Genomic DNA, 24869 nt, shown 5'->3' with positions numbered 1-24869 from the left:
CTCCCGTAAATACTGGCGATGTTACTATGATGCCTGATTCACTGCTGTTTATCGTTATGGAAAACCTGCGTAATGTTAACAAAATTCCCTCCCCGACGCGTAATGACCTGTGCTGCGGCTCTGCTAATTATTTTTAGCATCGCCTTGTTCTTCTTCCTGAGAAGCCCCGAGGTTCCTGAGTATGTTACCGCTCCAGTACGCATCGGCGATATTGAAAACGCCGTACTTGCTACCGGTCGAATTGATGCGATTGAGCGGGTCAACGTTGGGGCACAGGTTTCTGGCCAGGTTAAGTCGCTGAAGGTGAAGTTAGGCGATCGTGTCACTAAAGGACAGCTCATCGCTGAAATTGATGACGTGCCGCAGCGGAATGATTTACGCAACGCAGAAGCTGCTCTCAACGTGGTAAAAGCGGACCTTCAGGCTAAGCAGGCGCAGTTGAAGCAAGCCTCATTGCGTTTTAAGCGCCAGCGCCAGATGTTAAATGAGGATGCCAGCTCGAGAGAAGATTTCGAAACGGCTGAAACCACGCTGGCCAGTACCCGCGCTGAGCTATCGGCACTGAACGCCAAACTCGTCCAGGCGCAAATTGATGTCGACAAGAAAAAGGTCGATTTGGGTTATACAAAAGTTGTTGCTCCCATGGACGGCATTGTTATTGCCGTTGTCACCCAACAGGGCCAAACGGTTAACTCCAGCCAAAGTGCGCCGACCATTATCAAACTCGCACGTCTGGACGTGATGACAATTAAAGCCCAGATCTCTGAGGCGGATATCACGCGAATTTCACCGGGACAGAAAGCCAGATTCACCATTTTCTCTGAGCCGGATAAGCATTATGACGCCACGTTACGTACCGTTGAACTGGCACCTGAGTCGGTTATGAAAGATGATAGCCTTGCCAGCAGTAGCTCAGCCTCAGGGTCAGGCACGTCAAATGCTTCGGTGTACTACAACGCGCTGCTGGATGTCCCCAATCCAGAAAATCGGCTGCGAATTGCCATGACAGCACAGGTGACCTTGCTGGCTGGAGAAGCTAAAAATACGTTACTGGTGCCGATTCAGGCTGTGCACAAGGTGAGTGGCAACAAACAGCAGGTGCAGATATTGACCAGTGATAACCGGCTGGAAACCCGTGAGGTCAAAACCGGCATTACTAACAGTGTGGATATCCAGATCCTGGACGGTGTAAAAGTCGGGGAACATGTTGTGTTATCGCAGCCGGGTGAAAAAGCGCCCGGGGAAGGGTTTGTATCTTGAGTAATATCATAGAACTCAAGGGCATCAGCCGCACCTACAGGAACGGTGGACAGGATCTCACCGTGCTTAAAGGGATTGATTTGACTATCGCTGCTGGGGAGATGGTCGCGATCATCGGCGCCTCCGGTTCCGGTAAGTCAACCCTGATGAATATTATGGGCTGTCTCGATGTCCCTGATTGTGGCGATTACTTTATCAGCGGTCAAAATGCCGCCCAGCTTTCACCTGACGATCTGGCAAGGATCCGCCGTGAGCACATCGGTTTTATCTTCCAGCGTTATCATTTAATGCCCGACCTGAGCGCGTTAAGTAACGTTGAAATTCCGGCGATTTATGCCAACAGTGAGCGCGAAAAGCGCCGTCTGCGCGCGGCGACATTGCTTGGAAGACTCGGGCTGGAAGGTCGTGAACATCATAAGCCGGGAGAGCTTTCAGGCGGCCAGCAGCAGCGTGTGAGTATTGCCCGCTCGCTGATTAACGGCGGTGAAATCATTCTGGCGGATGAACCCACCGGCGCGCTGGATACGCAGTCCGGTCAGGAGGTACTGTCAATACTCAGTGAACTGAATCAGCGTGGCCATACCGTGGTTATGGTGACACATGATATGAAGGTAGCGCAGCATGCTAACCGTATTATTGAGCTGCGTGACGGTGAAATTATTTCTGATACCGGCAGTCGTGTTACCTCCGGGGTTGCCCTTAAACGACCTGACAGCGTTCAGCAAAGCTGGTGGCAAAGTATTGTTGACCGTACCCGTGAATCCCTGCACATGGCGTTAAAAGCGATGAATGCGCATCGCCTGCGCACGACGTTAACCATGACGGGCATTATTTTTGGTATCGCCGCGGTTGTTACGGTGGTGGCACTGGGTGAAGGCGCGAAACAGCGAACCCTTGATAATATCAAGGAGCTTGGAACCAACGTGGTGAGCATCTACCCGGGAAGGGATTTCTTTGACGACAGCACTGAAGCCATTCGTACACTGGTCCCGGCAGACGCCGAAGCATTAGCAAAGCAGGGGTTTGTTGACAGCGTCAGCCCCGAAGTTAACGCTTCCGACAACATTCGCTTTCTGGGCAAATCCGCTACCGCCACGATCAATGGCGTTGGGCGCGATCATTTTCGCGTAAACGGTATTGAACTGTTGCAGGGATCAACTTTCCAGGACGATCGAAATGCCTCGCAGGAAGTCATCATTGATGAAAACGCCCGCAAGGCGTTATTTGACGATGCGGGACTCAAGGCACTTGGGCAAATCGTTTTTCTGGGTTCCGTGCCTGCACGGGTTGTCGGCATCGCCAAAGGGAACAGCCGAAGCTATGCGCCTAATCGCATTAACGTCTGGATGCCTTACAGCACGGTGATGTATCGAATGACAGGAAAACCGGTGTTGACCAGCATCAGCGTAAGGCTTAAGGATGATGTTGCCAACGAGGCAGCGGTCAGCGCTATTTCTCAGCTTCTCACTCAACGCCACGGCGTGAAAGACTTCCAGCTTTATAATTTCGAGCAGATTCGACAATCAATCGAACGGACCTCAATGACCTTTAGCATCCTGATTCTGATGGTGGCCTGCATCTCGCTGATGATCGGCAGCATTGGGGTGATGAATATCATGCTGGTGTCGGTCACGGAACGGACCCATGAGATTGGCGTACGAATGGCGGTCGGTGCGCGTCAGGGCGATATCATGCAGCAGTTTATGATTGAGGCTGTGCTGGTATGTCTAATAGGCGGAGTGTTAGGTATTGCACTGTCGTATGCCGCCGGAGTGCTGTTCACCGCGCTGGCAGGGGGCATTTTCACCGCCATTTATTCGTGGCAGGCCGCTGCTGCCGCATTCTTCTGCTCAACTTTAATCGGCATGATCTTTGGTTATCTCCCTGCCCGCAAGGCAGCAAGGATGGATCCGGTCGTTTCACTGGCCAGCGAGTAACCCATGAAAATATTATCCCCTTTAACAGTATGCCTTGCTGTCCTGCTTAGTGCTGGCTGCGCCGACTCTCTGAAAAGCGACTATCAGCCTCCTGAGGTGAAATACCCTGCCAACTGGTATCAGGCGGATGCTGCGGAGGAGAGGATGCCGTTCGACTGGCAGGCCTTTAACGATCCAGACCTCGACGGCTGGCTGCGGCAGGTGATGGTGCGCAATAACGATGTCGCTGGAGCAGTATTGCGTGTTTATCGCGCCCGCCTGGAAGAAGAGCGGATTGGCATCACAAACGATCCGGGACTAAAAGGTTCGCTCGCGCTTGACGGTAAAAAACAGCTGAACAGCTCAGCCAACTGGAGCAGGGGCAGCGTTGCCAGTATTAATACCAGCTATGAGCTGGATCTGTGGGGCAAAATAGCGCGGCAGCGCGATGGGAAGGCGTGGGCACGTTTTGCCTCGGAAGAGGATCTGCGTTCTGCACGCCTGACGCTGCTTTCAAATGCCAGTAATAATTACTGGCGCTTAGGTTTTATTAACCAGCAGCTGTCTGTCCTGCAACAAAGCATCGACTATGCAAAAGAGACGCTGCGCCTGGCTAACGCGCGTTATGCCGCGGGCGGTGCCTCCTCTCTGGATGTTGTGGATGCTCAGCAGGGCGTGCTTTCGCAGGAAAACAGGCTGGCGGCGTTGAAGAATGAACGTTTACAGGCGCTCAATCAGCAAGCCGTTTTGCTTGGAACCGCGCCGGGCAGCACGATAGTCGAACCGAAAGCGTTACCAATGGGACCACTGCCGCAGGTCAGTGGAAAGATCCCGGTCAACGTGCTGCGGCATCGACCCGATATCAGCGCTAAAGAGTGGCGGGTACGGGAAGCATTGGCCACCGTTGATGTCCAGCGTACTGCATTTTATCCAGCGTTTAGTCTGACCGGCTCGCTTGGCACCAGCAGCAGCAGCCTTATGGCCTTCCTGGAAAATCCTGTAGGCTCTGTTGGAGCAAACCTGACCCTGCCGTTCCTGGAATGGAGAGAAAGGGGCATGGACGTGAAGATTGCCCGCAACGACTACGAGCAACGGGTTCTGGAGTTTAAACAGGAACTTTACAAGGCGATGAGTAGCATAGAAGATGCGCTTGCTTTGCGTCATCAACTCCTGGAACAGGAGACGCTTCTACGTGAAGGCCTGGAACTGGCGAAAAAATCAGAGAGGCTAAACGAAGTTCGCTATCGCCAGGGCGCGGTGCGAATTTCTTTCTGGCTTGATGCTCAGGAGAAACGCCGTCAGGCCGAACTGGCACTGTATGAAAATCGCTTTAACCAGTTAAATAATCTGGCAAAAATCTATATGGAGTTCGGCGGTTCGGCATCTTTCCCCTGAATTGCGCAGACTCATTTACGTCTGGCAGCAATAGGACTTGCTGCCAGGGCGCAGTTCGCAAGACATCCTTCGTCATTATTCAAACCCATCTCACAAAAATCGTTCCTCCCCTTTGATCGAAATTTCATCTCCGGCTATATGACTAGTCATATCATTTAAATGACTAGTCATATAGGAGGCAACCATGAATCAATCACTGCCAGCCAACTTCTTATGGGGCAACTCGGTGTCGAGCATGCAGACGGAAGGGGCCTGGAATGAGGGCGGAAAGGGGATGTCGGTGTACGACATTCGCGAAGCCGGTGAAAATATCTCTGACTGGAAAGTGGCCACCGACTCCTACCACCGCTACCGGGAAGATTTCGACCTGATGCAGGATCTGGGCATGAACTGCTACCGCTTCCAGATCTCCTGGAGCCGCGTCTGCCCGCAGGGTGACGGCGAGTTCAACGCCGAAGGCATCGCGTTTTATGACCGTTTTATCGACGATCTGATCGCCCGCGGTATCGAGCCGATGGTCTGCCTCTACCACTTCGATATGCCGCTGGCGCTGGCACAGGAGTACAACGGATTTAACGATCGTCGCGTGGTGGAGGCGTTTATCCGCTACGGCAAAAAGATGATCGACTGCTTTGGTGACCGGGTGAAGTACTGGCTGACCTTTAACGAGCAGAATATTTTCCACATGCCGATAGCCTTTCGCATCTCCGGCTATATGAAGGGGGAGGAAACCCTGCGCGAGCTGTACGAAGTGCAGCATCACACCATGGTGGCGCACATGGCGCTGACCGAGTACCTGCACCAGACTAAGCCGGGCAAGCTGATGGGCGGCATGCTGGCGCACCAGCTGATTTATCCGGCCACCTGCAAACCGCGTGACATCTTCTGCGCCCAGCAGTACGACGAATTCCTTAACCAGAACCTGCTGCGCGTCTTCGCGGGCCAGGGCTACAGCCCGGCGGTGATGGCGGTGGTGGAGCAGGAAGGCTTCGGCGATATCTACCGCGCAGACGATCTCGCGCTGTTTGCGCGCACGAAGAACGACTTTATGGCCTTCAGCTACTACGCCAGCAAAACGCTGGACAGCGATGCCATCCCGGAAGGCACGCCGGTGAACTATTACCTGCTGCACGGCGAGAAAAACAATCCGTACCTGAAGGCCACCGAGTGGAACTGGCAGATCGATCCGCTGGGCTTTCGCACCATCATCACCCGCTATGCCAACGACTGGCGGATGCCAGTATTCCCGATTGAGAACGGCATTGGGGTGATTGAGTCCTGGGATGGCGTAAACCCCATAGAGGATACCTACCGCATCGACTACCACCGGGCGCATATCAAGGCCATGAAAGAGGCGATGTTCGAGGACGGGTCAGAGGTATTGGGCTATCTCGGCTGGGGGTTGATTGACATTCTCAGCTCCCAGGGTGACATGCGCAAGCGCTACGGCGTGGTCTACGTCAACCGTGAAAATCACGACCTGAAAGACCTGAAGCGCGTGCCGAAGAAGAGCTATGCGTGGTTAAAACAGGTAATCCATACCAACGGACGCGAGATGTAAGCCGTACGCTGCCGGGCCGTTTTTGTGACTGATTGATGGGAACTATCCGCTATGTCTGAAACAAAAATAACACCGCACATGCAGTCTTTTGTCGATAAATTTGTTGAGTTCTCGGCGCGCCTGGCAAACCAGGTGCATCTTCGCTCCCTGCGCGATGCCTTCGCCACGGTAATGCCGATTTTCATCCTTGCCGGTCTGGCGGTGCTGGTGAACAACGTGGTGTTCCCCTGGATCTTAGAGGGCGACACGCTCACGCAGTTTAAGGTGTGGGGCGAGGCGATCATCAACGGCACGCTGAACATCGCCGCGCTGCTGCTGGCGCCGATGATTGCCTGGTCGCTGGCGCGCAACAAAGATTTCGACAATCCGGTCTCGGCAGTGGTTATCGCCGTCAGCAGTTTCATCATCATGATGCCGATGCGCTTACAGATTACTCCCGTCGGCAGCGACGCCACGGTAAACGTTAACCAGGTGCTGACGTTCGCCAATATCGGCTCCACCGGGATTTTCGCCGGGGTGCTGATTGGGCTGCTCTCAACCGAGCTGTTTATCGCCATTTCACGGCTGAAGGCGCTGCACATTTCGCTGGGGGAGAACGTACCGCCAGCGGTGAGCAAATCCTTTACCGCGCTGATCCCGACGATCCTCACGCTCTCCCTGTTTGCGGTGCTGGCGGCTATACTGGCGAACGTGCTGCACACGGATCTGATCCATCTCATTACGACATTTATTCAGCAGCCGCTGCGGCTGATCAACACCAGTCTGCCCGGGACGATCTTCATTTACAGCTTCGGTAACTTCCTGTTCACGCTCGGTATTCATCAGTCGGTGGTCAACAGCGTGGTGCTGGAGCCATTCCTGCTGATCAATACCAATGAGAATATGCTGGCCTTTGCCAACGGCCAGCCGATCCCGCACATCATCAACAACATCTTTGTGCCGACCTTTGGCATGGTGGGCGGGACGGGCAGCACAATCTCATTGCTGATTGCTATCTTCATCTTCTCAAGACAGAAATCAGCGAAGCAGGTGGCGCGTCTGTCGCTGGCGCCGGGTCTGTTTAACATCAACGAGCCGGTGATTTTCGGCCTGCCGATAGTCTTTAACCTGCCGCTGATGATCCCGTTTGTTCTGCTGCCCGCTATCGGGATTTACTTTGCGTGGCTTTGTACCACGCTGGGGCTCATGTCGCGCTGCGTGGTGATGATCCCGTGGACGACCCCGCCGATCCTCAGCGCCTGGCTGGCGACGGCGGGGGACTGGCGGGCGGTGGTGGTGCAGTTGGCAATCATCGTATTTGGTGTATTCTTCTACCTGCCTTTCCTCAAAGTTGCCGAGCGAGTGGCGTTGAAAAACAGCGGGACAGAACACTAATTTAAGGAAGGACGATGGCGGCGAAGTACATCACCATAGCGCGGGAAATTAAGAAACGCATTATCACCCAGCAGTACGCCGCCAATGAACCTCTGCCGGACCAGTTCGCGCTGGCGGCGGAGTTCAGCACCAGCCGGATGACCATTCAGCAGGCGATGCGTCAGCTGATCGTAGAAGGGCTGGTCTATACCCGACAGGGGCAGGGCACGTTCATCCGCAAAAATTTCCTCCAGCTTTCCCAGTGGGATCTCTCCGGCAGCGACTACTTCGGGGCGACCAAAACCTGGGAACATTTAGGCACGGTGACGAGCCAGGTGGTGCACTTCGAACTGCGCTTCCCGAACGAGAAAGAGCAGGCATCGCTGATGATAAATCCGGATACGCCGATCTATGACTTTATCCGTCTGCGTTTGCTGAACGGTGAGCCGATGTCTCTGGACGCTACGGTAATGCCGCTCAATCTGGTGCCCGGTCTGAACAAAACCCATCTTGAAAGTTCGGTATTCCGGTATGTACAGGAGACGCTGGGGCTGAAGATCATGGGATCGTATCGGGTGGTGCGGGCGCTGAAGCCCAGTGCGCTGGATATGCAACACCTTGTCTGCGAGCCAACCGACCCGGTGCTGGAGGTAGAGCAGGTGATCTATCTTGAAGATGGTACGCCGCTGGAGTACGCACACTGTCACTATCGCTATGACCATGGCGGCATCGTTATCGTGAATAACGGATAAAAAAAAGCGGGCCCCGCGGCCCGCTTTTTTAATTCTCACGATTAGTTCAGACGCACCGGCATACCGGAACGGTTCTGAATCGCCTGGTCAACAATGGTCGTGTCAACATCCGCCTGAGAGGTGACGGACTGCACCGCGCTGGTCAGCCTAATCGGTACGATTTCGTTGTTGTTGATCTGATCTTCGCTGGTGGACAGCGGGTTATGCACTTCAATGTAACGGCTGCCGTCCGGCTCTGACGTCGCTTTCACCGGTTCGTTAATGAACTGCACGCGCGTACCGACCGGCACGTTATCGAACAGGAATTTGATGTCTTCATTACGCAGACGCACGCAGCCGTGGCTTACGCGCAGGCCGATACCGAAGTTGGCGTTAGTACCGTGGATGGCATACAGACGTCCAATGTACAGCGCGTACAGACCCATCGGGTTATCCGGGCCGGCAGGCACAACGGCTGGCAGCGGTTCGCCGGCAGCAATGTACTCAGCGTGCATTTTGGCGGTCGGCGTCCAGGTTGGGCCCGCTTTCTTACGCTCCACTTTGGTGGTCCAGTTCAGCGGAGTGTCTTTACCCAGCTGACCGATACCGATAGGCAGCACGATCACGGTGTTGGTGCCTTTCGGGTAGTAATACAGACGCATTTCGGCGCTGTTAATCACGATACCTTCGTGCACGGTATCCGGCAGGATCAGCTGCTGTGGAATGTTGAGTACGGTACCCGCTTTCGGCAGATACGGGTCAACGCCCGGGTTCGCCTCCAGCATGTTCGACAGACCGAGCTGATACTGCGCCGCGAAGTATTCCAGCGGCTGAGAGTTCCCTTCCGGCACCGTCACCACCTGGTTTTCACCCACCAGACGGCTTCCGTCTGTCGGCAGGGGATACGTCACCGCAGACGCGGTCTTACAAAAACCTACTACGGCTAACGCCGCCGCAAAAAGCGTTGTTAATTTCATGTTCATGTTATGCGAGGTATCTAAGCCATTCTGGCGATGAGTTGATAAGTCTGAATCGGTAATGGGAGCGCATTATATGTGCATTCCCGTTAACTGGGAATTCAGATGTGTACGAAATCACATTTTTTTCGATTTTGTTAAAGTTTAGTGGATTACCGCAACACGGGATCTCAATTCGGAATTGTGGCATAATGCCGCGTTTATCACACTTTTCGCAGGAATCTCTCCGTGTTAGTTACCAGCAACGTCACTATGCAGTTTGGCAGTAAGCCGCTGTTCGAAAACATTTCCGTCAAATTTGGCGGCGGCAACCGTTACGGCCTGATTGGTGCCAACGGTAGCGGAAAATCCACCTTTATGAAGATCCTCGGCGGTGACCTGGAGCCAACGCTCGGTAACGTGTCGCTCGACCCTAACGAGCGCATCGGTAAGCTGCGTCAGGATCAGTTCGCCTTCGAAGAGTTCACCGTGCTCGACACCGTGATCATGGGGCACGCGGAGCTGTGGGAAGTGAAGCAGGAGCGCGATCGTATCTACGGTCTTGCTGAGATGAGCGAAGAAGATGGTTACAAAGTGGCCGACCTGGAAACGCAATACGGCGAAATGGACGGCTACTCTGCGGAAGCGCGTGCGGGCGAACTGCTGCTGGGCGTCGGTATTCCGGTTGAACAGCACTACGGCCCGATGAGCGAAGTCGCGCCAGGCTGGAAGCTGCGTGTGCTGCTGGCGCAGGCGCTGTTCTCTAACCCGGACATCCTGCTGCTCGACGAACCGACGAACAACCTGGACATCGACACCATCCGCTGGCTGGAGCAGACCCTGAACGATCGCGACAGCACCATGATCATCATCTCGCACGACCGTCACTTCCTGAACATGGTGTGTACTCACATGGCGGATCTGGACTACGGCGAGCTGCGCGTTTATCCGGGCAACTACGATGAGTACATGACGGCGGCAACCCAGGCGCGCGAGCGTCTGCTGGCCGACAACGCCAAGAAGAAAGCGCAGATTGCTGACCTGCAATCCTTCGTCAGCCGCTTCAGCGCCAACGCCTCTAAATCGCGCCAGGCAACGTCGCGTGCCCGTCAGATCGACAAAATCAAGCTGGAAGAGGTTAAAGCCTCCAGCCGTCAGAACCCGTTCATTCGCTTCGAGCAGGACAAGAAGCTGTTCCGTAACGCGCTGGAAGTGGAAGCCCTCACCAAAGGCTTCGATGAAGGCCCGCTGTTCAAAAACTTCAACCTGCTGCTGGAAGTGGGCGAGAAGATTGCCATCCTCGGCGCCAACGGCGTGGGTAAATCCACTATGCTGAAAACCCTGGTCGGTGAACTGCAACCGGATAACGGTACCGTGAAATGGTCTGAAAACGCGCAGATTGGTTACTACGCGCAGGACCATGAATATGAGTTTGAAAACGATCTGACCGTCTTTGACTGGATGAGCCAGTGGAAGCAGGAAGGCGACGACGAGCAGGCGGTACGCAGCATTCTGGGGCGTCTGCTGTTCAGCCAGGACGACATCAAAAAGCCAGCCAAAGTGCTCTCCGGTGGTGAAAAGGGCCGTATGCTGTTCGGCAAGCTGATGATGGAAAAACCGAATATTCTGGTGATGGACGAACCGACTAACCACCTGGATATGGAATCTATTGAGTCGCTGAACATGGCGCTGGAGATGTATCAGGGCACCCTGATCTTCGTCTCTCACGACCGGGAGTTCGTCAGCTCGCTGGCGACCCGCGTGATCGAAATTACGCCAGAGCGCGTGGTGGACTTCACCGGTAACTACGAAGATTACCTGCGCAGTAAAGGTATCGACGGCTAAAAAAAAGCCCGGTGGCGCTTCGCTTACCGGGCCTACGGATCAGTTTGTAGGCCGGGTAAGGCGAAGCCGCCACCCGGCATTGTTCAGAGCACCCACTCGCCCCCTTCAACTCCGTTCACCCGCAACGTACGTTTTTCCCCCGCCGGTAATGACACCTTCAGCGCCTTCCATGCCGGACGATAGTCGCCGCGCGCATTCACCTTCAGGTTGATACTTGCGCCGTCGCACACCATCTCCCATTCCACCCACAGCGCATTGCCGTTCTGGTAGCCCCAGCTTTCGCCGTCATCCTCAAACAGCAGCCCGGCGGTGGTGCCGACGCCTTTCACCGGGAACAGTTTCAGCTCACGGGTATCGTCTTTATCTGCGCTCACGTGACGGATGCGCTCGCTGAGCGGCAAACCGGCCCCGGCGCGTACCAGCAGCGGCAGCTTTTCCAGCGGCGCATCAAGGACGATCGATTGCCCGCCCGCATACCACGCGTGAGTGTAAAAATCGTACCAGCCGGTTTCGTTATCCGGCAGCCAGACGCGGCGCTCGCGCTGCCCGGCTTCGACGACGCTGGCCACCAGCAGGTCACGGCCCAGCAGGAAGTCGTCGCACTCTTCAAACGTCTGCGCATCGTGCTCATGATCGAGGAAGGTCGGGCGCAGCATCGGCTCGTCGTCGGCGTGCGCCTGCCAGAGCAGGGTGTAGAGATACGGCAGCAGGCGGTAGCGCAGTTCAATGGCGCTGCGAATCGCAGGCGTGACGCCCGGGTACATCCACGGCTCGTTCACCGTGTGATCATCGTTCCACGAATGAATGGTAAAGCGCGGGTGCATCACGCCGTTCTGTACCCAGCGCACGAACAGCTCGGCATCCGGCTTGTCGCCGGAGAAACCGCCGATGTCGTGACCGACGTTGAACAGTCCGGACAGGCTCATGCCCAGCCCCATGCGGATGTTATAACGCAGGGTGTCCCAGTTGGTGCGGTTGTCGCCGCTCCAGGTCTGAACGTAGCGCTGCATCCCGGCGCAGCCGGAGCGGGAGATCAGATACGGACGTTTCTCCGGCGCAAAGCGCTGCTGCGCTTCCAGCGAGGCGCGCATCATCAGCAGCGGCATCACCGGGCGAATGTGCTTGATGGCGATCTCCTGACCGAAGCCATAGCAGCGCGCTTCCCCGTCCCACACTTCATACTCGTTGTTGTCGTTCCAGGTGGAGTCGATGCCCATCTCCAGCAGCTGCGTGGTCACGCCGTTCTGCCACCACTGCACCGTCTGCGGGTTGGTGAAGTCGAGATGCGATCCTTCGTCATCCCAGAAGCTGGAACGTTCAGGCGCATCGGTTTCTGAATCACGAATGAACAGGCCGCGTTCCGCCACTTCGCTGTAGCGGGGATGATCCTGCAACAGACACGGCTTGATGTTGGCCGCAAGCCGCAGCCCCGCGTCGTGGAACGCCTGGCTCATCACCTTCGGCTGCGGCACTTTGTCGTAGTTCCAGTTAAAGACGTAGCGCTTGCCGTTAATCGAGGTATAGCCGGAGGAGAGCTGGAACGAGTCGCACGGAATGGCATGCTCATCGCACAGGCGGATGAAGTTCATCAGCTGGTTTTGCGCATCCGGCGCGTCGGTGTAGTGCATGGTCGAGCCGCTGTAGCCCAGGCTCCACTTCGGTCCAAAGAGCGTTTTCCCCGTCAGGCGCACGAAGGCTTTGGTCACGTCCAGCACGCGCTTGCCGGTGAAGAGGTAGTAGTCAATATCGCCCGCTTCCGCCTGCCAGCGGCGGTAGGCCGTGTGATAGTTGTCGATCTCGTTACCCAGATCCAGCCAGCAACTGCTCAGGTTATCGTAGAACAGACCGTAGCTCACGTCATCGCGACGGGTGAGGGTGAACGGGATGTGCTTGTAAAGCGGATCGGTGCTGGCCGCGTTATAGCCCATCGCGTCCAGGTTACGCATCTCATAGCGTTTGCCGTTGCGCTGTAAATCACCCGCTTTCTCACCCAGACCGTAAAAACGTTCATCCTTACGACGGCTAAGATAGTGCGCCACGCCGTCACCGTGGGCGTTCAGCAGGTAGGCGCTGGTCGGGCGGTCATTGACCAGCGGCTGCCACTCGCCCGCCTCATTGCGGTAGTGCCACTCCAGCCACAGCGGCTGGTGGACGGTGACGCGCAGCTGTTCAGTCGCTACGGTTAACGTGTCGTCCTGCTGCGTCAGCGTCCAGGCAGGGCAGGTGAAGCCGCTGACATCGTCACGACGGCGGCCTTCCCACGGCACATCTTGTTCCGGCGCGATGCTCCAGGTGCGGTTCAGCGCCAGCTCGCCTTTACGTTTGATCAGCACGCGGAACAGGTTCTCTTCCAGCACGTACAGGCACAGGCGGTGCTGGTTATCGACCAGCAGTTCCAGATGATTCGCCGACTGCGTATCGACGGTCCAGTTTTTCAGGGTTTTCATATGCAATACATCCACAATCAGGCGCGCTTGGCGCGACGTTCAGCAATAAATGCCACCAGGAAAACAGCGCCAAGCAGGTCAAAGAAGCCCATGGCGATAAAGAGCGGGTTGAAGCCGATTTTGTCGGCGGTCACCCCAATCAAAAGGGAGAACAGGAAGCTGGCGATCCACGCCGCCGAGCCGCGCATGCCGTTGACGGTCGCCATCTGGCCTTTGTCGAACGACTCCACGACCAGCGCGCTAAGCATGCAGGAGATGATCTGGTGCCCGAAGCCGCCGATGGAGATCAGCACGATGGTGATATACGGGTCGCGGGTCACGGCCACGACGGCCAGAGAAATCATCAGAAACGCGCCGGTGACGGAGCTGGCTACCACCGAGTTGACGCGGGTGCAGCCAAACCAGCGGGTGTAGAGCCGGGTCAGGTAGCCGCTCGCCACGCTGCCGAGGTCGGCGGCCAGGAACGGCAGCCAGGCGAACATCGCGATCTGTTTCAAATCCATACCGTGCTCTTTGGCGAGGTACAGCGGCACCCAGAAGCTCAGCACGGCCCAGGCCGGTTCCGCCATAAAGGCCGGGATGGCGATACCGTAGAACCGTTTGTTCTTCGAGACGGTCTTCAGCGCGGTCAGGAAGGGCAGTTTGACCGGCGCAGGTTCGTTATCCTGCTTGATAAACGCCAGCTCATCGCGGCTCAGGTTTGGGTGCTGTTCCGGGTTGTGATAAAACGCCCACCACAGGATCACCCACAGCAGCGCCAGCACGCCGGTAAACATAAACGCACCCTGCCAGCCGAACGACGCGTGAGCAAAGTAGATGATAGGCGGGGCCAGCATGGCCCCAATGGAGAAGCCTACCCCCGCCCAGCCTGCGGCAACAGGGCGCTCTGATTTCGGGAACCATTCACCGATGGTTTTGGCGTTCGCTGGCGTGGCGGCGGCTTCGGACGCACCCATAAAGAAGCGCAGAATCGCCAGGTGCAGCCAGCTTCCGGCACCCGCGTGGAAGATACACATCAGCGCCCAGATCCCGGCGCAGACCATAAAGCCGATTTTCAGGCCGATAACGTCAATCAGCCAGCCGCACAGGGGCTGGAAAATGGTGTAGGCGATCTGGAACGCGCCGACGATCCAGGAGTACTGCTCGGTGGTGATCCCGAGGCTCTCTTTCAGTTCAGGGGCGAGAATACCTAACGAGTTACGGGTGATGTAGTTAACGGTCACGCCGAGAAGAAACAGCACCAGTACGTACCAGCGCAGGTTCCTGATGACGCGACGTGTTTTGCTTGTCGCTACGGTGTTATTGATGTCCTGACTCATTTTCTTCTCCACAAGACGGACGGTAAGGGGACAAAGGTTCAGGTGTCACACAGCGTCAGGCGTTTGAAAGTTATCTGTTTTAGAGCGCTAAGCTGCTATACAACTAGTATGGAAGTTGTGTGACAGGTTCACCTTAAGAAAGAAATTGGGCAGGGAATAGTGGATTTTGTGCAAACTTTCTCATAACCGAGGTTTAATTTTCGGCATTATGACCTTCTCGCAAGTTATTACCTGATAAACAAGTTGTGAAAATTTTTTCATTTCACATCCGGAGCCAGATCACAAAATGGACAAAAGGCTTAAAATCACCGAAATCGCCGCCCGGACGCAGCTCTCCATCAGCACCGTTTCTCGCGTGCTGGCGGGGAAGGCAAACACCAGCGAAAAAGCACGGGCAAAGGTGCTGGCGTGCGCGCGGGAGCTGGGGGTAATGGACGGCATGGCGGCGGGGCGTCTGCTGCTTAACAGCCTGGTGGTGTTTGCCCCGCAGCGGGCGTTTGACGAGCGGTCCGACATCTTTTACTACCGCGTCATCCAGAGCGTGAGCAAAGGGCTGGCCTCGCATGAGGTTCGCCTGCGTTACTGTGCGCTGGAGGAGAACGACAGCGATGCCCAGCTGTTTCTGGCCCGCATGAACGAAGTGGACACCCAGGCGGCGATCCTCCTTGGTATCGACGATCCGCATATCCACGATCTGGCGGTAGACGTGGGCAAACCCTGTATGCTGATTAACTGCCGGGACCGCCACATGCGCCTGCCCGCCGTCGCGCCGGATCATCGCGCGATTGGCGAGCGGGCGGCAGAGTACCTGTTCGAGATGGGGCACCGGGAGGTGATGAACGTGCTGTGCCTGCGTCGCTACACCATGGAGCTGCGCCTGTCCGGGATCCGCGACGCGTGGCACGGTCATAACCTCAGGTTCAGCGACAGGCGCGACCTGCTGATGGTGTCCAGCTTCAGCGCCAGAGAGACGGAGCAGCTGGTAAGCGAGTGGCTTCACCAGCAGAAAGGGAAGGACCTGCCAACGGCGTTCCTGGTTGGTGGTGATTTTATGGCGGCGGGGACCATCAGCGCGCTGCAAAAACACGGTCTGCGCGTGCCGCAGGATGTCTCGGTGATGAGCATCGACGGCTTTAATCTCGCGGCGATTCAGGATGTGCCCTTAACCGCGGTACATGTTCCGCGTGATGAGCTGGGAACGGAAGCGGTGCATATGCTCCAGCAGCGGCTGATGCGCCCGGACGCGCCGGTGGGAACATTGCTGCTAAACGGCACGCTGACCGTGCGGGAGTCGGTCCGGCGGATACGTCAGGGGAAACGACGTACCGCCGTAGAGCGGGAAGGGCTGTACGACGGTTAAGCCATGCCCAGCGCGCGCCTGCCGTGGATGTTGAGATCGGCCACGGTAAAGCGGCCCTGCCAGCTTTTCTCATAATCCTCGCGCGGGAAATCGCCCGGTGACGCGCCGGTTTCCAGCGCTTCCTTGACCTTTTTCGCATAGGCGAGATTCTTCTCGCACATTGGCGCGGCAGGAATATACATCACGTTGCCCCAGCCCTGCTGATTTTCCACCGGCGCGACGGAGTGGATCACATCGCAGTGCCACCACACGGAATCACCGGCTTCCAGCGCCGGAATGCTGGTTAACGCTTCGATCAGCAGCGGATGCCACTTCTCAGAAATCGGCAGCACGCGCCCCGGCGCCACGCCGCACAGCTCGTCTTCCGGCACGTCGTCCAGCAGCGGACGCAGCAGAATATAGGCCATTGCCTCCGGGATCGGCACCACGTGCAGCAAGCCCTGTCCGGGGATCATGTCCGACAGCGCCGTCCAGCCCTGGAAGGTGCGGAACACCGAGCATTTGGTGGTGTTATCGACGGTGTACTCTTCCACTTCGGTACGATGCGCGGCATTCCACGGATCGTATTTCTCAACGTTGCCGTCAAACACGCGGGCAAAGACCTGCTGATAAGCGGGCAGCAGCCAGCGCTCCAGCGCGCCAGAATCGGTGTGTGCGCCAAGTCCTTTCGAGGTGGTTCCCGGCGGGCGGCGGCGGATGCGGTCAGGGTAAATCACGCTCACGTCCGGGTCGAACCACTGTTTACCGTTGCTCTCAAATGTCCATAAACGGTTCAGGAATGACTGTACCTGCGCCATCTCTTCACTCTGGCGCGCCTGCATTTGCGCCTGAGACCAGTAGATCGGATAAATCTCCGGACGAGAGGCCGTTAAGGTGCCGAAGAAGTTATCGCCGGGTCCTTTGTACACCTCGTCAAATTTGTTCAGATCGAGGTAGTCGAGCATCGACTGATCCCACGCCAGCGCCTGCTCGCGCGGGAAGTGGCCTTTGATCACCGCGCAGCCGCGACGTTTAACGGCTTCGCGCTGTTCGGCGGTGATCGTGCCGTTTTTCACGTCGGCAAAAGGGATCACTGGCCAGACGGTTTCGCCTTTGTTTTTGAGAGCGTTGATTTCCGCCACGCGGGTGGCGATTTTATCGCTGAGCCGGTCGAACACCGCCTGCACGTCGCCGATCTGCGCGCGTAATTCACGTTTCATCTGACGGATTGCCGCTTTATGGTCCGCTGGCAACGTTTCGCTGGTAAAGGTCATAACTGCCTCGCATCTTTCATTCGAAAGTAAAAGTGTCTACAAGTGATACTTTAAGTTAAAAAAAAGTTAATGCAAGTTTAAAACCTTGACGGGTGCCACAGGATGGGAAAAGAGTGAGAGGCCGGAGCGAGGCTCCGGCAGGTAGGGGGATCAGGCGTCGAACGGGGAGTGCGCGTCGAGCACGGCCTGAATCACATTCAGCGCGCCCTGATGGTTGTTATCGTCGGTAGTGTAACGGCTGACCTCTTTAATGCTGTCCGCCGCGTTGCCCATCGCAAAGGAGTATTTTACCAGCTTCAGCATTTCCGCATCGTTGCCGCTGTCGCCAATGCCGACGCACGCCTGAGGTGAGACTTTCCAGCGTTTAAGCAGGCGGCTGATGCCGTTGGCCTTGTGCAGGCCGGGGATAATCAAATCGACAAAACCGAAGCCGCTGGTGACCGGCTTCATGATGCCGTCCAGGGAGACATGCAGTTTATCAACCAGATTCGGGATATCGCTGTCCGGCAGGTTCAGGGAGAATTTAAACAGCACGTCGTCAATTTCGCGGTAATCGCTGATGGGTTTTAAGCGATGGTAGTGTTTCGACATCAGCTTCACGAACGCTTCTGGTGCTTTATCGCTGACGTACGCGCTCTCCAGCCCGCAGGCCACAAAGTTCAGCCCTTTGTCTTTCAGCAACTCGCCAATGACGATCTGCGACTCATGACGCGTCAGTTCGCCGTGGAAAATCTGTTCGCCGTGATCGAAGACCAGCGCGCCGTTTTCCGCGACGAAGGAGATCTGATCTTTCAGCTCCGGGAAGAAGGAGATGAGCTGGTAATACTGGTTGCCGCTGGCGACAACAAATTCAATGTCGCGGGCTTTAAGCTGCTCAAACTGTGCCTGGAAGCGGTCACGATCGTACTGCTTGGCATCATCAAGGAAAGTTCCGTCCATATCGGTGACGATAACTTTTACGGTCATACTGTGCTCCTGGGTCACTGCGTTTGAAACATTCTAATAACAAGGTGACGGGGAGCACAAATTTAATTTCATTCGAAAGTCAAAGCAAAACGGCAACCGAAGTTGCCGTTTTTAGTGTTTTCTCCCTCTCCCCGTGGGAGAGGGCCGGGGTGAGGGCATCAGGGTGCGCATTTCCCCCTCACCCTAACCCTCTCCCTCAAGGGAGAGGGGATAAACCGTTACAGCGTATGCTCAGTACGAGCGATAATATCGTCCTGCGCATCCGGCGACAGGGCGGTGAAGAACGCCGAGTAACCCGCGACGCGCACCACCAGGTCACGATACTGATCCGGGTGTTTCTTCGCTTCCAGCAGCGTTTCGCGGGAGACGATGTTGTACTGAATGTGCCAGCCTTTATGCACCTCGAAGAAGGTGCGCAGCAGCACCATCAGCTTCTGGCGATCGCTGTCGTTTTCCAGCGTCGACGGGTTCAGCTTCTGGTTTAGCAGCACGCCGCCGAGAATCGCTTCCGTCGGCAGTTTACCCACGGAGCCAATCACCGCCGTCGGGCCGAGGTGGTCGGTACCGGAGGCCGGGCTTGCCCCTTCCGCCAGCGGGGTGTGGGCTTTACGGCCGTCCGGCGTTGCCATGGTTGCTGCGCCAAACGGCACGTTTGCGGAGATAGACGACGTGCCCGCATAGTAGTTACCCCCAATCGGGCCGCGGCCGTAGCGTGGGTTATGGTACTGCTTCAGCTCTTCAATGTAGGTTTCGTAGGCACGGGTCAGCAGCAGGTCCACGCTGTCGTCGTCGTTGCCGTACTTCGGCGCGCCGTTGATCAGGCGCTGGCGCAGCTGCTCGTGGGTCAGCCCCTCGAAGTCATCCGCCAGCGCCGCCGCCAGCTGTTGCTGACCGATAACGCCCTGGTCAAACACCAGCTTCTTCACCGCTGCCAGGCTGTTGCCGAGGTTGGCGATCCCCACCTGTAGGCCGGAAACCCAGTCATACTTCGCGCCGCCCTGCTTAATGCTTTTCGCGCGTTCGATACAGTCGTCCACCAGCGCCGAGCAGAGAATATCGTGGACGTTCTCTTCCAGCATGGTGTCCACCACGTACTCGATCTCAATGGATTTGCGGGTGTAGTAGCGGATCTGGTTATCCCACGCCGCCATGACCTCATCAAAATTCCCGAAGTTACCGGCAGAAAGCGCTTTTTCCTGCGGCAGGAACACCTGGCCGCTGGTGGCGTCGCGACCGCCTTCCAGCGCCGCCAGCATCACGCGGGCGAAGTTGATAAAGCTCATGCCGGTGCAGCGATAGCCCCACTTGCCGCCAACGGCGGTTTCGATGCAGCCAATCGCCGCATAGTCATACGCGTCCTCTCGTTCCACGCCGAGCTTGATAAATTCCGGGATGACGATTTCATCGTTGTTAAACGCCGGCATCCCGAAGCCGCAGCGGATCACCTGCACGCAGGCGTCGAGGAAGTCGTTGCTCATGCCCGCGTGGTAGCGCACGCTCAGGTTCGGCTGGGTGGAGCGCAGACGGCCGCAGGATTCGAGAATGGCGTAAGAGAGCGGGTTGACCGCGTCCATCGGTTCACCGTTGACCAGCTTCTGGCCGCCGATGGTGACGTTCTGATACAGCGGGCTGCCCGCAGAGGCTTTGGAGTGCGAGCCGGAGCGGATTTTGTTCACTTCCAGCAGCTTCAGCCAGCAGCTGTGCAGCAGCTCAATGGCGTGCTCGCGATCCAGACTCTGGTCCAGCTCCACGTCGCGGCGATAGTACGGGTAAAGGTACTGGTCCATACGGGCAAAGGAGACGGAGTGACCGTTGGACTCAATTTGCAGGATTAGCTGAATGAAGTAGCACAGCTGTAGCGCCTGCCAGAAGGTTTTTGGCGGCTCGTGAGCAATCACGTCGCAGTTTTCCGCCATGGCCAGCAGCTCGTCGCGGCGGCTGTCGCGGGTTTCTGTCGCGGCCATTTCACGCGCCAGGTCGGCAAAGCGTTTGATGTGCAGGCTTACGGCTTCCAGCACGATATCAATGGCTTTCAGGAACTGATCGCCGTGCAGATCGTCCAGCACCGTCAGGTTGATGCGCGCCCGGCGCTCGGCCACTTTCGCGCGCAGGCCGTCAAGCCCTTTCTCCAGCACCAGCGGGAAATTCACCGCCAGGTGTGCGTCACCGGAGGTCATGTTGCCTTCCGCTTTGATGATGCCGGTTTCCAGCAGGCCTTTCTGCTCGTCGGTGAACATGCCGTAGCAGCGGTCCTGCACCGTCTGGCCGCGCCACCACGGGCAGATCGCATGCAGCACGCGCTTGTTCTCTTCGCTCACCGCAAAGCCTGCGCCCGGGCGGTCCGCCAGATCGTCGATCTCTTTCTCAATCCAGGAGACGGTGTATTCCGGGAAAATCGGCGCGGCGCGCACTTCGCTTGCCTGGTTACCGATAATCAGCTCGTCGTGTTTGATCCAAATGGTACGTTTTGCCAGGTGGTGGGCGAGGGCCAGTGCGCGACGTACCGGGATCGGCTTGTCCAGATGCTGCTGATACATTTCGGTATAATGCTGTGCGCGCTCGGTACAGACCGGCGGCTTAACGATATGCACCAGCGCCGTTTTGTGCGCCTTAATGCGCTCGCTGAGGGTGTTGAGATTCAGGGTTGTCATAGGTTTATCCTCGTAAGGTCGCGGTTAACCCTTTCTGGCAGGCATACTGCTGCGCGAAGTCCAGCAGGGCAGGGTTATCCAGCGGTTTGTCAGGGGCAGAGTAGGGTTGGCCGAGCAGGGTGTATTTGTTCATGCCCAGCGTGTGATACGGCAGAAAATGAATATCGTGAACGCCGAGTTCGTCGGCGGCGAAATTGGTAATGGCGGTAACCGACGCTTCATCGGCGTTAAAGCCCTGGATCAGCGGCACGCGAATGGTGATTTTTTTCCCGGCGGCAGCCAGGCGCTTCAGGTTGTCCAGGATCCGTCTGGCTGAGCCATCGGTCCACTGTTTGAATACGTCACTGTCCACATGCTTCAGGTCCGCCAGGAACAGATCGACATACGGCAGTGACGGCTCGATATAATGCCAGGGCACGTGAAGGCAGGTTTCAACGGCGGTATGAATGCCTTGTTCATGGCTGGCTTTAAACAGGGCGTGTGCCAGCGCCGGGTTCATGAACGGCTCGCCGCCGGAGAGGGTGATCCCGCCGCCGCTGCGGTCGTAGAAGGGCTTGTCGCGCAGCACGGTGGCCATAATCTCCTCCACCTGCTTCTCTTCACCGCAGACGGTAAGCGCCTGGGTCGGGCAGCAGTCGGTAAGGGCAGTAAGCGTCTCGTCGTTAAGCTTCTCACGATGAATGACCAGCCCGTTCAGCGCGCGTTCAACACACCCCGGCGCGGCCTGCTGACACAGGTCACAGCCGTCCAGGCACAGACGGGCATCAAACAGGACGTCCCGCGTGCGGGAGCGGCTTTCCGGGTTCTGACACCAGCGACAGCCCAGCGAGCAGCCTTTCAGGAATACCACGGTTCGAATACCGGGGCCGTCGTGGGTGGAGTAACGCTGTATATTGAAGATCATTGTCTTGCCCTCTAATTACATATGAAGATTAAATTACTTTCGAATGAAAGTTATCTTGATATGGGTCAATTCCTGAGCAGGTTTTGCTGTGATAGGGTAAGTGCAGGCTAATTTTGAGGGTGACATCATGGAACTTTATCTCGACACATCTGACGTTGCGGCAGTCAAAAAGCTGGCGCGTATCTTCCCGCTGGCGGGCGTGACCACTAACCCAAGCATTGTGGCGGCGGGTAAAACGCCTCTGGAAGAGCTGCTGCCCGCGCTGCACGACGCGCTGGGCGGCAAGGGCCGGCTGTTCGCTCAGGTGATGGCGAAGACCGCCGAGGGAATGGTGGAAGACGCACGTAAACTGCGCGCGATAATCAATGACCTGGTGGTGAAAGTGCCCGTGACCGCTGAAGGGCTGGCGGCGCTCAAAATGCTGAAAGCAGAAGGGATCCCGACGCTGGGTACGGCGGTGTACGGCGCAGCACAGGGGATGCTCTCCGCACTGGCGGGGGCTGAGTATGTGGCTCCTTATGTGAACCGCGTGGACGCGCAGGGCGGGGACGGGATCCAGACGGTGGTTGAACTGCAACAGCTGCTGACCCTGCATGCCCCGCAGTCAAAAGTGCTGGCGGCGAGCTTTAAAACCCCGCGCCAGGCGCTGGACTGCCTGCTGGCAGGGTGCGAGTCCATCACGCTGCCGCTGGACGTGGCGCAGCAGTTTATTACCTCTCCGGCCGTGGATGCGGCAATTGTGAAGTTTGAGCAGGACTGGCAGGGGGCGTTTGGGCGGACGTCTATTTGACGCTGTTGCCGGGTGGCGCTGACGCTTACCCGGCCTACGCTCGGGCCGTTGTAGGTCGGGTAAGGCGAAGCCGCCACCCGACTTTTTTACTGGCTACACACCTCACACCCGGGATTACGCATCAGCTTCATCTCGCGGAACTGGCAGGTCATCGCGTCATACATCACGATTTTACCCGCTGCGGGCGTGCCGTAGTGCGCCAGCACTTTGATCGCCTCCATCGCCTGCAAGGAACCGATAACGCCAACCAGTGGCGCCATCACGCCCGCCTCGACGCAGGTCAGCGCATTCTCGCCAAACAGACGGCTCAGGCAGCGGTAGCAGGGCTCTCCTTCAGCGTAGGTGAAGACGCTGATTTGCCCCTCCATGCGGATGGCCGCGCCGGAAATCAGCGGCGTTTTACGGGCAAAGCAGCCCGCATTGAGCTGGTTGCGAATGGCGACGTTATCGGTGCAGTCCAGCACCAGGTCATGCCGTGCAATCTGCGCAAACAGCGCGTCGTCATCCAGCATCGCGTCAATCAGGGTGAACTGAACGTTGGGGTTAATGCGCGCCAGCGCCGTGCGTGCTGATTCCACTTTAGGCTGACCGACCGTCGCGTCGCTGTGCAGCGTCTGGCGTTGCAGGTTGGACACCGACACGGTGTCGAAATCCAGCAGCGTCATGCTGCCGACACCCGCCGCAGCCAGGTATTGCGCCGCTGCGCAGCCCAGACCGCCCAGGCCCACAACCAGCACGCTGGCCGCCTTGAGCGCTTCCTGGCCCTCGAAATCAAACCCGCGTAGCACGATCTGGCGGTTATAGCGCATCATCTCCGGGTCGCTCAGTTCCACCGTCATGTCAGCCTCCGAACAGGTGGTTAAAGCGTTCCACTTCAACCCATTCGCCCGCCTCAACGTGGCCGCGATCGCGCTCCAGCACGATAAAGCAGTTACCCTGACTGAAGGAGCTAAAGATGTGCGAACCCTGATGCCCGGTGGTGCTCACCTCCAGCTCGCCGTCGGCGTTGCGCGCCAGAATGCCGCGCTGGAAATCGAGACGGCCCGGTGATTTTTTGAGGCGCGTTGCCGCCCGCACGCGCACACGCTCCGGCAGCGGGCTGGCATTGTTGCCTGAAAGCTTCGCCAGCAGCGGGATCACCAGCTGGTAGAAGGTCAGCGCGGCAGAGACCGGGTTACCCGGCAGGCCACAGAACCAGCTGTGCGGAAGTTTGCCAAACGCGAACGGTTTGCCCGGTTTAATCGCCAGCTTCCAGAAGGCGATTTCGCCCAGCTCTTCAAGCAGGCTTTTGGTGTAATCCGCTTCGCCAACCGATACGCCGCCGGAGCTGATCACCACGTCGGCAGAGGCGTCAGCGTCGATAAACGCCGCGCGCAGTTTTTGCGGATCGTCAGGAATGATACCGAGGTTAATCACCTCACAGCCCAGCTGCTCAAGCATCAGGTGCACCGCCAGACGGTTGGTGTCGTAAATCTGCCCCTCGTTCAGCGGCTGACCCGGAAGCTGTAGCTCGTCTCCCGTGGAGAACACCGCCACGCGCACTTTGCGGACCACGTCAATCTCCGCGATGCCAAGCGATGCCAGCACCGGCAGTTCGGCGACCGTCAGCTTTTGCCCGGCGGCAAAGACCGTTGCGCCCAGGGTAATGTCTTCCCCGATGTGGCGGATATTCTGTCCCGCTTTGACGCTGGCGGTAAAGCGCACGCCGTCGTCCGTTTGTTCGGTCTCTTCCTGCATCACCACGGCTTCACAGCCCTTTGGCACCGGTGCCCCGGTCATAATGCGCACGCAGGTGCCCGCTGGCCACTCACCGTTAAACGGCTGCCCGGCAAACGCTTTACCTGCCACCGGCAGCGGCTGACCCGTTTGCAGATCCGCCAGACGTACGGCATAGCCGTCCATCGCCGCGTTATCGAACCCCGGCACGTTCAGCGGCGAGACGATATCGCGCGCGGCAATACGGCCAAAACAGCGCACAAGCGGCAGTGTCTCAACGTCGTGCAGTGGAGTAATGCGGTCAAGCATCTGCGAGAGTGCCGTCTCAAGCGGCATCAGTCCGGCGGTAAAATCCATGGTGGGCTCCTGCGGAGTAACAACGAAAGCGCTCATTATGGCAGAAAAGTGCGGTTAACTGTATGACCCGATGGGTGTACGCTTTACAT

Annotated in this window: 18 protein-coding genes; 9 read left to right on the top strand and 9 right to left on the bottom strand. The window is 57.2% G+C overall.

All coding sequences use genetic code 11. The features are described from left to right. Positions 1-72 precede the first annotated feature (72 nt). From ACOTYH_RS03385 to ACOTYH_RS03360, 6 genes are all read left to right on the top strand, one after another. Positions 73-1260 (top strand): efflux RND transporter periplasmic adaptor subunit, encoded by a 1188-nt coding sequence (locus tag ACOTYH_RS03385; RefSeq protein WP_023303343.1) that lies wholly within the window; start codon positions 73-75, stop codon positions 1258-1260. Continuing rightward, positions 1257-3197 (top strand): MacB family efflux pump subunit, encoded by a 1941-nt coding sequence (locus ACOTYH_RS03380; protein WP_058688784.1) that lies wholly within the window; start codon positions 1257-1259, stop codon positions 3195-3197. The genes ACOTYH_RS03385 and ACOTYH_RS03380 overlap by 4 nt, the downstream gene beginning before the upstream one ends. Positions 3198-3200: 3 nt before the next feature. After that, positions 3201-4571, top strand: a complete 1371-nt coding sequence (locus ACOTYH_RS03375; protein ID WP_154123227.1) for an efflux transporter outer membrane subunit — start codon at positions 3201-3203, stop codon at positions 4569-4571. 184 nt (positions 4572-4755) lie between these two features. Further along, positions 4756-6132, top strand: coding sequence for a glycoside hydrolase family 1 protein (locus ACOTYH_RS03370; protein WP_257437784.1), 1377 nt, complete (start codon positions 4756-4758; stop codon positions 6130-6132). A 51-nt stretch (positions 6133-6183) separates the two neighbouring features. Then, positions 6184-7506, top strand: coding sequence for a PTS sugar transporter subunit IIC (locus ACOTYH_RS03365; RefSeq protein ID WP_421637558.1), 1323 nt, complete (start codon positions 6184-6186; stop codon positions 7504-7506). 14 nt (positions 7507-7520) lie between these two features. After that, positions 7521-8237: a GntR family transcriptional regulator gene (locus tag ACOTYH_RS03360; protein WP_015571043.1), complete on the top strand. Its 717-nt coding sequence runs from the start codon at positions 7521-7523 to the stop codon at positions 8235-8237. A gap of 41 nt (positions 8238-8278) precedes the next feature. On the opposite strand, the gene ldtB is transcribed toward ACOTYH_RS03360, so the two are convergent. Then, positions 8279-9199: a L,D-transpeptidase gene (gene ldtB, locus ACOTYH_RS03355; protein ID WP_063413073.1), complete on the bottom strand. Its 921-nt coding sequence runs from the start codon at positions 9197-9199 to the stop codon at positions 8279-8281. 222 nt (positions 9200-9421) lie between these two features. Here ldtB and ACOTYH_RS03350 point away from each other — a divergent pair, with 222 nt between their 5' ends. Beyond that, a complete protein-coding gene (locus tag ACOTYH_RS03350) occupies positions 9422-11017 on the top strand; it encodes an ABC-F family ATPase (RefSeq protein WP_023296172.1) in 1596 nt (531 codons plus the stop codon). Positions 11018-11100: 83 nt separating this feature from the next. Here ACOTYH_RS03350 and ACOTYH_RS03345 read toward each other — a convergent pair whose 3' ends face one another. Beyond that, complete coding sequence (locus ACOTYH_RS03345; protein WP_421637557.1) at positions 11101-13464, bottom strand: TIM-barrel domain-containing protein; 2364 nt, start codon at positions 13462-13464, stop codon at positions 11101-11103. 17 nt (positions 13465-13481) lie between these two features. After that, positions 13482-14783 (bottom strand): MFS transporter, encoded by a 1302-nt coding sequence (locus tag ACOTYH_RS03340; RefSeq protein ID WP_017384901.1) that lies wholly within the window; start codon positions 14781-14783, stop codon positions 13482-13484. 286 nt (positions 14784-15069) lie between these two features. On the opposite strand from ACOTYH_RS03340, the gene ACOTYH_RS03335 reads away from it, so the two are divergent. Then, a complete protein-coding gene (locus ACOTYH_RS03335; RefSeq protein WP_047717911.1) occupies positions 15070-16143 on the top strand; it encodes a LacI family DNA-binding transcriptional regulator in 1074 nt (357 codons plus the stop codon). Here the strand turns inward: ACOTYH_RS03335 and ACOTYH_RS03330 are convergent. The 4 genes from ACOTYH_RS03330 to ACOTYH_RS03315 form a co-directional block, all read right to left on the bottom strand. After that, positions 16140-17396, bottom strand: coding sequence for a DUF1479 domain-containing protein (locus ACOTYH_RS03330; protein WP_017384899.1), 1257 nt, complete (start codon positions 17394-17396; stop codon positions 16140-16142). The two genes, ACOTYH_RS03335 and ACOTYH_RS03330, sit on opposite strands and share 4 nt — an antisense overlap. A gap of 150 nt (positions 17397-17546) precedes the next feature. Continuing rightward, positions 17547-18362 (bottom strand): Cof-type HAD-IIB family hydrolase, encoded by an 816-nt coding sequence (locus tag ACOTYH_RS03325; RefSeq protein WP_017693749.1) that lies wholly within the window; start codon positions 18360-18362, stop codon positions 17547-17549. Positions 18363-18580: 218 nt separating this feature from the next. Then, positions 18581-21013: a formate C-acetyltransferase/glycerol dehydratase family glycyl radical enzyme gene (locus ACOTYH_RS03320; RefSeq protein WP_058700467.1), complete on the bottom strand. Its 2433-nt coding sequence runs from the start codon at positions 21011-21013 to the stop codon at positions 18581-18583. Between the two features lie 4 nt (positions 21014-21017). Further along, a complete protein-coding gene (locus ACOTYH_RS03315) occupies positions 21018-21917 on the bottom strand; it encodes a glycyl-radical enzyme activating protein (RefSeq protein WP_015571034.1) in 900 nt (299 codons plus the stop codon). Between the two features lie 127 nt (positions 21918-22044). Between ACOTYH_RS03315 and fsa the strand changes: the two genes are divergently transcribed. Further along, positions 22045-22707 (top strand): fructose-6-phosphate aldolase, encoded by a 663-nt coding sequence (gene fsa / locus ACOTYH_RS03310; protein ID WP_062938124.1) that lies wholly within the window; start codon positions 22045-22047, stop codon positions 22705-22707. Positions 22708-22793: 86 nt separating this feature from the next. Here fsa and moeB read toward each other — a convergent pair whose 3' ends face one another. After that, positions 22794-23546: a molybdopterin-synthase adenylyltransferase MoeB gene (gene moeB, locus ACOTYH_RS03305; RefSeq protein ID WP_023303354.1), complete on the bottom strand. Its 753-nt coding sequence runs from the start codon at positions 23544-23546 to the stop codon at positions 22794-22796. Between the two features lies 1 nt (position 23547). Further along, positions 23548-24780 carry a molybdopterin molybdotransferase MoeA gene (gene moeA / locus ACOTYH_RS03300; protein WP_033486341.1) on the bottom strand — a complete coding sequence of 411 codons (1233 nt, stop codon included), beginning with the start codon at positions 24778-24780 and terminating at the stop codon, positions 23548-23550. Positions 24781-24869: the final 89 nt, after the last annotated feature.

The organism is Enterobacter cloacae complex sp. SHL001 (assembly GCF_049236825.1).
GTDB lineage: Bacteria > Pseudomonadota > Gammaproteobacteria > Enterobacterales > Enterobacteriaceae > Enterobacter > Enterobacter hormaechei_C.
This window is presented reverse-complemented; position numbering and strand designations above follow the sequence as displayed.